The sequence below is a fragment of the Rhodococcus sp. 1R11 genome (genome assembly GCF_004563845.1).
Classification (GTDB): domain Bacteria; phylum Actinomycetota; class Actinomycetes; order Mycobacteriales; family Mycobacteriaceae; genus Rhodococcoides.
In genome coordinates this window covers 85988-97983 of sequence record NZ_SPNG01000016.1, presented here as the reverse complement: position 1 = coordinate 97983, position 11996 = coordinate 85988, and the positions used below count along the sequence as shown (strand labels likewise).

The 11996-nt window shown below is 65.3% G+C and carries 13 protein-coding genes; 9 read left to right on the top strand and 4 right to left on the bottom strand.

Annotated elements, in window-relative coordinates; genetic code table 11:
• From E4P29_RS23245 to ugpC, 4 genes are all read left to right on the top strand, one after another.
• The coding region (locus E4P29_RS23245; RefSeq protein ID WP_135047361.1) for an extracellular solute-binding protein at positions 1-711 on the top strand (711 nt) is incomplete at its 5' end.
• Positions 708-1652 (top strand): sugar ABC transporter permease, encoded by a 945-nt coding sequence (locus E4P29_RS23240; protein ID WP_135047360.1) that lies wholly within the window; start codon positions 708-710, stop codon positions 1650-1652. The genes E4P29_RS23245 and E4P29_RS23240, both read left to right, overlap by 4 nt.
• Positions 1652-2485 carry a carbohydrate ABC transporter permease gene (locus E4P29_RS23235; RefSeq protein WP_027498037.1) on the top strand — a complete coding sequence of 278 codons (834 nt, stop codon included), beginning with the start codon at positions 1652-1654 and terminating at the stop codon, positions 2483-2485. The genes E4P29_RS23240 and E4P29_RS23235 overlap by 1 nt, the downstream gene beginning before the upstream one ends.
• Before the next feature lie 5 nt (positions 2486-2490).
• On the top strand, positions 2491-3660 hold the full coding sequence (gene ugpC / locus E4P29_RS23230) for a sn-glycerol-3-phosphate ABC transporter ATP-binding protein UgpC (protein WP_032375493.1): 1170 nt from the start codon (positions 2491-2493) through the stop codon (positions 3658-3660).
• A gap of 66 nt (positions 3661-3726) precedes the next feature.
• Here the strand turns inward: ugpC and E4P29_RS23225 are convergent, their stop codons facing one another.
• From E4P29_RS23225 to E4P29_RS23215, 3 genes are all read right to left on the bottom strand, one after another.
• The gene (locus E4P29_RS23225) at positions 3727-5163 is read right to left on the bottom strand and encodes an MFS transporter (protein ID WP_135047359.1); all 1437 of its coding nucleotides are present in this window, start codon (positions 5161-5163) and stop codon (positions 3727-3729) included.
• A gap of 124 nt (positions 5164-5287) precedes the next feature.
• Positions 5288-6151, bottom strand: a complete 864-nt coding sequence (locus E4P29_RS23220; RefSeq protein ID WP_032371672.1) for a hypothetical protein — start codon at positions 6149-6151, stop codon at positions 5288-5290.
• Entirely contained in the window at positions 6141-6857 is a 717-nt protein-coding gene (locus tag E4P29_RS23215; RefSeq protein ID WP_135047358.1) for a metallophosphoesterase, read from the bottom strand. Before E4P29_RS23215 ends, E4P29_RS23220 begins: the two co-directional genes overlap by 11 nt.
• A 79-nt stretch (positions 6858-6936) precedes the next feature.
• Between E4P29_RS23215 and E4P29_RS23210 the strand changes: the two genes are divergently transcribed.
• A complete protein-coding gene (locus E4P29_RS23210; protein WP_135047357.1) occupies positions 6937-7521 on the top strand; it encodes a suppressor of fused domain protein in 585 nt (194 codons plus the stop codon).
• 76 nt (positions 7522-7597) lie between these two features.
• Here E4P29_RS23210 and E4P29_RS23205 read toward each other — a convergent pair whose 3' ends face one another.
• Entirely contained in the window at positions 7598-8686 is a 1089-nt protein-coding gene (locus E4P29_RS23205; RefSeq protein ID WP_135047356.1) for a magnesium and cobalt transport protein CorA, read from the bottom strand.
• 79 nt (positions 8687-8765) lie between these two features.
• Here E4P29_RS23205 and E4P29_RS23200 point away from each other — a divergent pair, with 79 nt between their 5' ends.
• The 4 genes from E4P29_RS23200 to E4P29_RS23185 all read left to right on the top strand — a co-directional run bounded on the left by E4P29_RS23200 (position 8766) and on the right by E4P29_RS23185 (position 11981).
• Positions 8766-9602, top strand: a complete 837-nt coding sequence (locus E4P29_RS23200; RefSeq protein ID WP_135047355.1) for a PHP domain-containing protein — start codon at positions 8766-8768, stop codon at positions 9600-9602.
• Positions 9599-10213, top strand: coding sequence for a MarC family protein (locus E4P29_RS23195; protein WP_135047354.1), 615 nt, complete (start codon positions 9599-9601; stop codon positions 10211-10213). The genes E4P29_RS23200 and E4P29_RS23195 overlap by 4 nt, the downstream gene beginning before the upstream one ends.
• The gene (locus E4P29_RS23190) at positions 10210-10503 is read left to right on the top strand and encodes a hypothetical protein (RefSeq protein ID WP_135047353.1); all 294 of its coding nucleotides are present in this window, start codon (positions 10210-10212) and stop codon (positions 10501-10503) included. The genes E4P29_RS23195 and E4P29_RS23190 overlap by 4 nt, the downstream gene beginning before the upstream one ends.
• Positions 10504-10781: 278 nt before the next feature.
• The gene (locus E4P29_RS23185) at positions 10782-11981 is read left to right on the top strand and encodes an NADP-dependent malic enzyme (protein ID WP_135047352.1); all 1200 of its coding nucleotides are present in this window, start codon (positions 10782-10784) and stop codon (positions 11979-11981) included.
• Positions 11982-11996: the final 15 nt, after the last annotated feature.

The following is an 11996-nucleotide window of genomic DNA, read 5'->3' as shown; positions in this document are numbered from 1 at the left end:
GCCGAGGACGGAACGACGGTGACTCTCAACGACACTCCCGAACACCGCGCTGCCACCGAGAAGGCCCTCGAGATCATCAAGCGGGTGGCCACGGCCGACGGCCACGATCCGTCGGTCTCGCAGAGCGACGAGGCGACAGCTCGACTCGGCATGGAGTCGGGACGGATGGCCTTCCAGGTCAACTACCCGTTCGTGCTGCCGGGCCTGAAAGAGAACGCCGTCGCCGGGGCAGTGTCGTTCCTCGATCTGGCGAATGTTCCTGCCGATCAGCAGGATGCACGAATCGCCGAGGTCTTCCGCAGTGCTCCGTACCCCGAGGTGAACGCGGGGGAGCCCGCCAAGGTCACCATCGGCGGCTTCAACATCGGCGTCGCGAAGACCACCCAGCACGAGGACCTCGCCTGGGAAGCCGTCGAGTGCCTCACCAATCAGGAGAATCAGCGCAACAACGCCGTCAACGGTGGTGTGCCCCCTGTGCTGAAGTCGCTGTACTCCGATCCGGAGTTCCAGGCCGTCTATCCCGCATGGGAAGGGGTTCTCGGTTCCATCGAGTCCGCGGCAGTGCGGCCCGTTTCGCCTGCCTACCAGAGTATTTCGATTCTGTTGACCGATGCGCTCAACCCGCCGCAGAACATCGATCCGGTTGCCGACGTGGACAAGCTCGCAGAACTGGTCAGCAAGGCCGTCAATTCCGAAGGGTTGATTCCATGAGCGATCCCACCGAATCGCAGCCGCAGCCCGCCGATCGGCGGGCCGCTCTGAAGAACATCTCCGACGGTAAGAAGGCCGAACGACGGCTGGGATTGCTGCTGGTCGCACCCGCGGCGATCCTGATGCTCGCGGTCACCGGCTACCCGATCGTGTACGCCTTCTGGCTCAGCCTGCAGAAGTACAACCTCGCGTTCCCCGAGGATCGCCAGTTCGTCGGCATCTCCAACTACGTGACCGTGCTGTCCGACGGCTACTGGTGGACGGCATTCGGCGTCACCGCAGGCATCACGATCATCTCGGTGATCATCGAGTTCATCCTCGGGCTTGCGGTGGCTCTGGTGATGCACCGCACCATCTTCGGCCGCGGACTCGTCCGCACCGTGGTGCTCATTCCGTACGGCATCGTGACCGTCGCCGCCGCGTACAGCTGGTACTACGCCTGGACCCCGGGCACCGGCTATCTCGCCAACCTGTTGCCCGACGGCAGCGCGCCGCTCACCGAGCAGTTCCCGTCGCTCGCGATCGTGGTTCTGGCCGAGGTGTGGAAGACGACTCCGTTCATGGCTCTGCTGCTGCTGGCCGGTTTGGCCCTGGTGCCCGACGATCTGCTCAAGGCCGCCGAGGTCGACGGAGCGGGTGGTTGGACGCGGCTGATGCGGATCACCATTCCGTTGATGAAGCCGGCAATTCTCGTGGCGGTGCTCTTCCGCACGCTCGACGCGTTCCGCATCTTCGACAACATCTACGTCCTCACCCGAGGGAGTAACGAGACAGGATCGGTGTCGATTCTCGGCTACAACAACCTGTTCGGCGCGTTCAACCTCGGACTCGGGTCGGCGATCAGCATCCTGATCTTCTTCTGCGTCGCGATCATCGCGTTCGTGTTCATCAAGCTGTTCGGTGCCTCGGCACCGGGATCCGACGACGGAGGCCGCAAGTAATGACCACTGTTACGCCTCGCAAGAAGGTCGGTTGGACGGTCGTCAACGTCCTCGTCCTCCTCTACGCGCTCGTTCCGTTGGCGTGGATCATCAGCCTGTCGTTCAAATCGACGGCCACGATCGCCGACGGAAAGTTCATCCCGCAGTCGTTCACTCTGGAGAACTACAAGGGCATCTTCTCCACCAATCAATTCACCTCGGCACTGGTGAACTCCATCGGAATCGGGTTGATCACCACGGTGATCGCCGTCGTGATCGGCACCATGGCCGCGTATGCCGTTGCCCGGCTGGACTTTCCGGGCAAGAAGCTCCTGGTCGGTGCGGCTCTGCTGATCGCGATGTTCCCCCAGATCTCTCTGGTGACACCGTTGTTCGACATCTCGCGCTCGCTCGGTCTGTTCGACACCTGGCCGGGTCTGATCATCCCGTACATCACCTTCGCGTTGCCGTTGGCGATCTACACCCTCTCCGCGTTCTTCCGCGAGATCCCGTGGGAGCTGGAGAAGGCAGCGAAGATGGACGGAGCAACGCCTGCACAGGCTTTCCGTAAGGTCATCGCCCCGCTGGCGGCACCGGGCATCGTCACCGCGTCGATCCTGGTGTTCATCTTCGCCTGGAACGACCTCCTGCTCGCCATCTCGTTGACGGCGACGGAACGTTCGGTCACCGTCCCGGCGGCCATCTCGCAGTTCACCGGTAGCTCTCAGTTCGAGGAGCCCACGGGATCGATCGCGGCAGCCGCCGTCGTCATCACGATCCCGATCATCATTTTCGTGCTCTTCTTCCAACGACGTATCGTGGCGGGCTTGACGTCCGGCGCAGTGAAGGGATAACCGTCATGGCCGAAATCGTTCTCGACAAAGTCACCAAGCTCTACCCGGACGGCGCCGCTGCCGTCAGCGACGTCGACATCACCATCGCCGACGGCGAATTCATCATCCTGGTCGGACCGTCCGGCTGCGGAAAGTCCACCACGCTCAACATGATCGCCGGGCTGGAGGACATCTCGTCCGGTGAGCTGCGGATCGCGGGGGAGCGCGTCAACGAGAAGGCACCGAAGGATCGCGACATCGCGATGGTGTTCCAGTCCTACGCGCTGTACCCACACATGACGGTCCGGCAGAACATCGCGTTCCCGCTGACGCTCGCCAAGCTCTCGAAGACCGAGATCAACGACAAGGTCGAAGAGGCCGCCAAGATCCTCGATCTCAGTCAGCACCTCGACCGGAAGCCCGCCAACCTCTCCGGTGGTCAGCGACAGCGAGTTGCCATGGGCCGCGCCATCGTTCGCACCCCCAAGGCCTTCCTGATGGACGAGCCGCTGTCCAACCTCGACGCCAAGCTGAGAGTCCAGACGCGCGCCGAGATCTCGCGGCTGCAGAAGCGCCTGGGCACCACCACCGTCTACGTCACGCACGATCAGACCGAGGCCATGACCCTCGGCGACCGCGTCGTTGTGTTGCGCGGCGGGCTGGTGCAGCAGATCGGTTCTCCGCAGGAGCTCTACGACAAGCCGCGAAACCTGTTCGTGGGCGGCTTCATCGGATCGCCCTCGATGAACTTCGTTCCGGGACAGCTCACCTCGAACGGAGTGTCCACCGCCCTCGGCGACATCGAGATCCCGCTCGAGCGTATGGACGCGATCAAGGCCAAGAACCCGGGCCGCGAGGTGGTCGTCGGCATCCGTCCCGAGCACTTCGAGGATGCGGCACTGATCGACGGCTACCAGAAGATGAGCGGCGCCACCTTCACCGCAACCGTCGACGTGCTCGAGTCCATGGGCAGCGACAAGTACGTCTACTTCACGCTGAAGGGTGCGAAGGTCGAGTCCAGCGAACTTCAGGAGCTGGCCGCCGATGCCGGCATCGCCGATCTCGGTGGCGCACAGGTGGTTGCGCGTCTGGCAGCCGAATCCAAGGCTGCCGAGGGTGGTCAGGTGGAACTGTGGTTCGACCCGGGCAAGATCTCGGTGTTCGACCAGGCGTCGGGTGCGAACCTGACGCTGTAGAGCGCTACGCACATGTGAGTGGAACTTCGTAGCCCACTACGAGGTTCCACTCACATGCCGCAGGCTCTACAGTGGCACGTTCGACGTGGTGTTCGGTTCGGACTCGGCAACTCGCACCGATTCCCGAGCAGCAGGGGTGCTTCTTATGGCCAGGGCTGCCGCGGCGACGACGGCGCAGGCCACGGCACCGGCGACGAAGGCTGCGGTGTACGCGCTCTCGCGGGCCACGGTTGTGCCGTCGATGGTGAACATCGCCAGCACGGTGGACAGTGACGCACTCGCGATCGACGTGCCGACGGTGCGCACGATCGAATTGACGCTGTTGGCCACACCGGTGTCCGCCGCGCTGACCTCGGCCATGAGCAGGTTGGGCAGGGCCGCGAACGCGAGGCTGACGAACGTGTTGATGACGATGCCCGCGGTGATCAGCTGCCAGGTGTGATCGTGGGCCACCGCGACGAACGCAAATCCCAGAACGCCGATCACCGCACCACCGACGAGAACGCGCCGCGGCCCGAACGAACCGATGAGGCGACCGCTGATCACCGCGGCCACCACTCCTACCGCTGCACCGGGTAGCAGGTACACGACACTCGCTTCGAGAACGTTGGCGGTGAATCCGTAGCCGGCGACGGCACGTGGGGTCTGCACGAAGTAGGAGCAGGCCAGAAAGTTGGCGAACATTCCGACGCCGACGAACAGGGTGGCGACGTTGGTGGCCAGCAGTGGCCCGTGAGTGAGCATGCGGGGTGCGACGAGCGGGGCATCGATGCGTTTCTCGAAGATCCACCAGATCGTTCCCAGCAGCACGCCCGCGACTGCGCATCCGAGGGTGGCCACCGAACCCCAGCCCCACGTGCGGCCCTGGGTGAGGGCCAGGAACAGCAGCAGGAGTGTGCCCGCCAGAAGTACGGCACCCCACCAGTCGACCGAACCGCTGCCGCTACGCGGTCGGGCCGGGACACCGAACCACGCGATGCCGAGTGCAACCACGACGATGGCGACGGTGAGCCAGAAGACGCGGTGGTAGTCGGCACCGTTGGCGGTGAGCAGCCCCGTCAGCACCAATCCGAATCCGCCGCCCACGCCGAGAGTGCCGGACAGGATCGACATCGAGCCGACGAGTGCGCGCGGTGGCATCTCGTCGCGCAACACCGCCAGGGCGATGGGGAACAGGGCGTACGAGACGCCTTGCAGAATGCGGCCGACCAGAAGCCAGGTCAGTGAATCGGTCAACGCTGCCAGCAGCGACCCGGCCAGCACGACGGTCAGGACGCCGATGAGCACGGGGCGTTTGCCGTGCAGGTCGGCGAGTCGGCCGATGACGGGGGTGGCGATGACCGCGGCCAACAGGTTCGCCGTCAGTACCCACCCGGCAGCGGTGGTGCTGACGCCCAGTTGGGTGCCGATGGTGCCCACGATGGGAACGACCATCGTCTGCAGGACGGCGAGGGTCATGACGATGAAACAGAGTCCTGGCAGCAGCGTGCGGCGGGTGGACATGGAAGAGCTACCTCGTTACTTATGACAACCGAAAATACGAACCGATCGAACTAAAATGTTGAACGCATCTAATTAATTATCGGGTACCGGTTTCCCCGGTGTGAGCCGAGGTGCCTGGGACGACCTACTGCGCCCGGTTGGGCTTCCCGAGGGCCTTCTGCCGCAGTTCACTGACTATCTCGTCGTTCCAGACGTGCTCGCGCACCAAGCGGTAGCGCTCACGGCTCATCCACAGATAGGCCTCGGCATCGGTGCGGTCCTCGAGAATCTCGGCCGCCCGGACCATGCGGACCACCGGCAGGTACTCCTCACCGAACCAGCGTCGTGCGACCGTCCCGCGGTCGACGAACTCCCCGAGTTCCTGCATCAGCCGAAATCCCCAGGCCTCCACCGACTCGCTCAGTTGCGCGTAGTCGAACGGGTCGGTGACCTGTACCGCCTCGCGTGCGCGTCCCACCAGAGGCACCCGACTCAGGAAGATGCGGCGGTGGTCCTTGATCAGTAGATCGCCGCGCCGGGTGATGCCCTCGGGGGAGATGCGCGTGATGATCTCGGTGACGACGGCGTCGATCGTCGTGCGATGCATGGCGAACGCAATCGAGACCCGGTGATGCCCGTCGACGACGAAGTGCATGCCGCCGATGCGGTACACCTGGATCGGCGGCATCGCTTCGCCGCGGCGCTGCGCCGCCGCCAACCGCTGCCAGCGTTCCCTGATCCGCGCCGAGGTGGGCCGGAAGAACCTGTCGAAGTCGCGGGTGCGGTCGACGCTGCCGACGATGGTCTCGACGCGAATGACCTGCAAACCCAGGTGCCGTTCCCCGACCTTGCCGAGGGCAGCGACCACCTCGTCGAACGGCAGGATGGTGTTGACGTCGTCGGGTTGACGCCGCAGCCACCCGACGAGTCTCGCGACGTCGGCGCGTCGACGCTGGCGGGTGAAGTCGTTCTCCGCGTCGGCGGCCGGAAATCCGGTGTCACGTGCCATGTCTGCGCCTCACGATCCTCGGTGCTTCGACGTGCTGTCGCTGCCCACCCGGTTCGACGTCGAGCAGGGTGTATCCGACGGTGTTGATCACTGCCGCCCCGTGCAGCGTCAGATCGTCCGGGGTGTGGCCGTGGGGATGAATGTGGCCGTGCAACAACAACTGTGGGGAGAGTCGACGCGTCACCTCGTCCAGGCAGTCGAAGCCGACGTGTGCCGGGTCGGTGTCGTCGCCGACTCCGAGGGGTGGGCTGTGAGTGAGCAGAATGTCCACCGGCCGTATGTCCTTGAGGACGGTGCGATTCCACGCGAACGTTCGAGTGAGCGTGCGTGAGCGCCTGCGCTGCTGACGTTGCGTCCATTGATTGGGGCCGCCGTTGTAGCGGATCGACCCGCCGAGACCGGCGATGCGCAGACCGGCTGCCGACACGATCCGCCGATCGACGTTTATCGCACCCACCGGCCCCGGCCAGGTCGCCGGCAGCCCGGCGCGCATCCAGCCGGCCTTCCCGGCCGAATAACCCGTCAGGTCTGCGTCGTGATTGCCGGGCACGAACACGCACGGAGCGTTCAACGCATCGGTCAGGTACTCGAGGTAATCGAACGGAAGGTCACCCGCGCCGAGAACGAGATCGACGCCGAGCGACTTCACCTGCGGACTCCACAGAGATTCGATCGTTTCGTCGGACACAGCGAGAACGGAGACCACGGGTACGACGGTACCCACCTCGTCCGTGGCGGCACCTCCGAACGGACTTCTCGGGCACCGGTGGTGTTGGATGGGTCTCGTGAGCGAGAGTGTCATTACCGCGGTACGCGCACATCTGGTGACCGAGATCGGCGACGACAACCCGTCGTCCGCGTCCGTGACGTTCCTCGGCCTGGAGTCTCTGGACGTGCTGAGATTCGGAGCGGACTCCGAGGTGGTCCGGTACGTCAGCCTCGGCTGCTCGCGTCATCCCATGGCAGACCCGAACGACATGGTCGCCGATCCGTCCCGCGGCCCTCGCGCCGAACTGGTACTGACACTTCGCGGTGGCGCAGGCGTGGCGTCGGGCGTCCACAAGAGCTTGGCCGTGCTCGCGGCCTCGCCTGCGGTGGAGGGCGTCGTGCTGGTGGAGGACGCACTGCTCGATCTCGGTGAGCCGCTGTGGACCAATGCGCCGTTCACGGCCGTGCTGCTCGGGCCGAGCGATATCGCGCACCTGCCGCTGCCGGAGCCTTACGATCCGGTTCATTTCTTCGCCGCGGTGCCGTTGACCGGAACCGAGGCCGCCTGGGTGCGGTTACGCGGGGCGGATGCGTTGCGCGAGGCATGGAAGGAAGCGGGGATCGACGTTCGAGACCCCAACCGGTCCGCAGCCAGCCTCTGATCGGGCGCTCCTGCGCACAGGGTGCCAACTTCCGGTGGCTACCCGTTTCTGTCGGAGTTCTTACCCGGCGCGGGATCTACAGCCAGTTGTTCTTGTGGAACGTTCGCCACAGACCGACACACACGCAGGCGACGATCGCGACGATCGCGTGATAGCCGTAGGTCCAGTGCAGTTCGGGCATGTTGTCGAAGTTCATGCCGTAGATGCCTGCCACCATGGTCGGCACCGCCGCGATCGCCACCCAGGACGAGATCTTGCGCATGTCCAGGTTCTGCTGCATCGTCACCCGAGCCAGGGCGGCGTCGACGAGAGAGCTGAGCACCTCGTCGTATTCGGAGATACGTTCGGCGACAGTGGTGTGATGGTCCTGCACGTCGCGCAGGTACCGCCGGACGGACTTCGGAACACTGGGCTCCTGGACCAGCCGTGCGAGAGGCGTCGACAACGGAGTCACCGACCGGCGCAGTTCCACGACCTCCCGCTTGAGCAGATAGATGTTCTCGATCGGCACGTGGTGATGCGGAGAGAACACCTCCTCCTCCATGCCGTCGACGTCCCTCTCGATCGAGTCGGTGACGGCCAGATACTCGTCGACGACGTGGTCGGCCACCGCGTGCAGCACCGCCGACGGGCCGAGCGCGAGCTGCTCCGGATTTTCTTCGAGGCGCTGGCGCACGCCGGCCAATCCGGAGTGTTCGCCGTGTCGGACGGTGATGACGAAATCTCGGCCGACCATCACCATGATCTCGCCGCTCTCGACGATCTCGTTCGCCGTCGTCACCGACTCGTGTTCGACGTACTTGACCGTGCGTAGGACGAGAAATGCGACGTCGTCGTATCGCTCGAGCTTGGGCCGCTGATGCGCGTGCACGGTGTCCTCGACCATCAACTCGTGCAGGTCGTAACACTGAGCGATCGCGTTCATCTGGCGGTCGTCCGGCGCATGCAGGCCCACCCAGACGAACCCCTCGCCGCGGGCTCGTACTTCGGCGATCGCCGACGTGTGGGTGAAGCGGCCGGGTAGCCGGGAGCCGTCGACATAGACAGCGCAGTCGACGATGGCGCGCGCCGTCGGCACCGGTATTCGTGGACTCGAATCGGGGACGGCCTTGTTTCCTCGTCGGTGCAGCGAGGGCAGTGAGGGACGCGGTGGAAGGGACGGCATGGCGGGCAATCGTACGCCAGGAAAACGACAGAACAGTGGGCCCGGAACATCACGGCGGTGCGCCTGGGACACTGTTCTGGTGCTCATCGATCTCCACACCCACTCGACAGCGTCCGACGGTACCGACAGCCCGGCCGAGCTGGTTCGCGCTGCGTCGGCAGCGGGCCTGTCGGTGGTGGCGCTCACCGATCACGACACCACGGCGGGATGGGACGAGGCTGCTGCCGCATCGCCCGCCGGGCTGACGCTCGTGCGCGGCATGGAACTGTCGTGCACCGGTCGTGGGGAGGACGGCACGCCCGTCCCGGTGCATCTGCTGGCGTACCTGTTCGACCCCGAGAACGAGGCATTCGCCGCGGAGAGGGCACGACTGCGCGGTGAGCGGGTGACCCGGCTGCGGGCGATCGCCGAGAACATGGCCGCGGACGGCCTACCCATCGATCCCGACGCGGTTCTCGCCTCGGCCGGGGAGGCCGCCGGTCGTCCCCATCTGGGGCAGGCTCTGATCGAGGCCGGCTACGTCTCGGACATGGACGCGGCGTTCGCCGGTCCGCTGGCAACGGGTGGCAAGTATTACGTGGGCAAGGTCGACACTCCACTCGACACTGCGGTGGAGATGATCGCCGCTGCCGGTGGAGTGAGCGTGCTCGCACACGCCCGGGCTCGCAAGCGCGGACGCATCCTGGACTTGGACCACATCCGAGAACTCACCCCGCTCGGACTCGGCGGTGTGGAAGTCCACCACATGGACCACTCGCCGGAGGACACCGCGGTGATGGCCGAGCTGGCCGCAGAGCTGGACCTCATCGTCACCGGATCCTCGGATTACCACGGCACCAACAAGACTGTGAGGTTGGGCGAGTACACCACCGACCCGGGGCAATACGACCGACTGATCGCGGCGGCCCGGTCATGAACTTCGACGTGACGCTGTACCTGACGGTTCTGATCACTCTGTTCGTGATCATGGATCCGCCGGGCGCAATCCCGGTGTTCCTGTCACTGGTGGGACGCAAGAGCAAGGAAGTGCGCAACAAGGCCGCATGGCAGGCACCCGCGGTCTCGCTCACCGTCATCTCGGTGTTCGCCATCGGCGGCCAGGCCATTCTGAGCTACCTGCACATCGGCATTCCGGCATTGCAGGGCGCGGGCGGGCTGTTGCTCCTACTCATCGCGCTGTCGCTGCTCACCGGTAAGGGGGCGGGCGGCGACGCGGCGGCCGAGGACGTCAACGTCGCACTCGTGCCGCTGGGTACGCCGTTGATGGCAGGCCCCGGAGCCATCGCCGCAGTGATCGTCTACGTCAGTCAGGCCGACGGCAACGCGAGCTCGTTGCTCGCAATTGCCTTGGGCATCATCACTATTCACGTCCTGTTCTTCGTGATTCTGCGATTCTCCACCGTCCTCATCCGGCTGCTCGGTGAAGGCGGCATCTCGCTGCTGGCACGCATCGCAGGCCTGTTGCTCGCCGCCATCGCGGTGCAGTTGATCGCGGACTCCGTCCGCGGATTCGTGGCCGGCGGATGAGCGGGGCCGGAGCGGGTGCCGGGCTGCGCTTCCTGCGCGGACTCAGCGGCATCGTCACCGCCGGACTGGTGGTGCTGGCGATCGGCGTCGGCGTCACCCAATATCTCGGTCAGTCCCGCGGCTACCCGGGGCCGGGCGCGCTGTCGGTCACCGTGCACATCGTTGCCGCCGTCGTCGCCATCGTCGCGCAGCGCATCGCCGACCACCGACGCGGATTCACCGCCTTCCTCGGAGCGATCGTGGTCTTCGTGGTCACAGGTCTCGTCCTGTGGACCCAGTGGTGGCAATAGGGCAGGGGTGGCAGTAGGGCAGTGGTGGCAGTAGTTCACGCTGGTTTCTGACTCTGTGGTCAGGTCGGTCGCCGGTATGGCACACTTGGGCCGTTGCAGCGATGCGGCTACAGCCCATCGTTGATTGTGCAGGCACACCCGCCGCACGTGCGAGACACGCTTTCGGCAGTCGGCAGCCAGCACTGGCGCCCTCCGGTAGTCCGCGACCCTTTCGAGCATCAATCACTTCGTAGACACGTGTTGCCTCGTCGAGGCCGACAGTGCGAGGAGCTTTCACCGTGACGGCAGTCGAAGACACCACAGGAACACCATCGGCAGTTGCGGCCGCGATCACCGACGACGAGATCTTCGCCGGGCATCTCGGCGGCAAGCTTTCGGTCCAGTTGGCCGCGCCGCTGGAAACTCAACGCGATCTGTCGATCGCCTACACCCCGGGAGTGGCCCAGGTCAGCCGCGCCATCGCCGCCGACCCGGCGCTGGCCAAGCGCTACACCTGGACCGACCGGCTGGTCGCTGTCATCTCCGACGGTTCCGCGGTGCTCGGCTTGGGCGACATCGGCCCCCGCGCGTCGTTGCCGGTGATGGAGGGTAAGGCGGCGCTGTTCAAGAAGTTCGCCGGCCTCGATTCCATCCCGATCGTGCTCGATACCCACGATGTCGACGAGATCGTCGAGACGATCGTGCGGATGCGGCACAGTTTCGGAGCCGTCAACCTCGAAGACATCTCGGCCCCGCGGTGTTTCGAGGTGGAACGACGCGTCGTCGAGGCACTGGACTGCCCCGTCATGCACGACGACCAACACGGCACGGCGATCGTCGTTCTCGCGGCGCTGACGGGTGCCGCGCGGGTACAGGGCCGGGACCTGGCCGGGCTCCGAGTGGTCGTCTCGGGCGCAGGCGCTGCAGGCGTTGCGTGCGCGAACATGCTGCTCGCCGCCGGCATCTCCGACGTCGTGGTCCTCGACTCCAAGGGCGTCGTCTCGGCCGATCGCGGTGACCTCACCGGCGTCAAGGCCGACCTCGCTGCGCGAACCAACCCTCGTGGACTGAGCGGGGGACCGGGCGATGCGTTGGCCGGAGCCGACGTGTTCCTCGGACTGTCCGCCGGCAAGGTGGACGAGAGCGTCATCGCCTCGATGGCCCCCGAGTCCATCGTGTTCGCGCTCTCGAACCCGGATCCGGAGATCCACCCGGAGGTGGCCAGGAAGTACGCGGCCATCGTCGCGACCGGACGCAGTGATTTCCCCAATCAGATCAACAACGTTCTGGCCTTCCCCGGTGTGTTCAAGGGCGCGCTCGACGCCGGTGCACGCCGTATCACCGAAGGCATGAAGCTCGCCGCTGCCGAGGCAATCCTCTCGGTTCTCGGCGACGAGTTGGCCGCGGACCGAATCGTCCCGAGCCCACTCGATCCTCGCGTCGCCCCGGCCGTTGCGGACGCAGTTGCGGCAGCAGCGCGAGCCGAGGGCGTCGCGTAGGAAAACAGAAAAAAG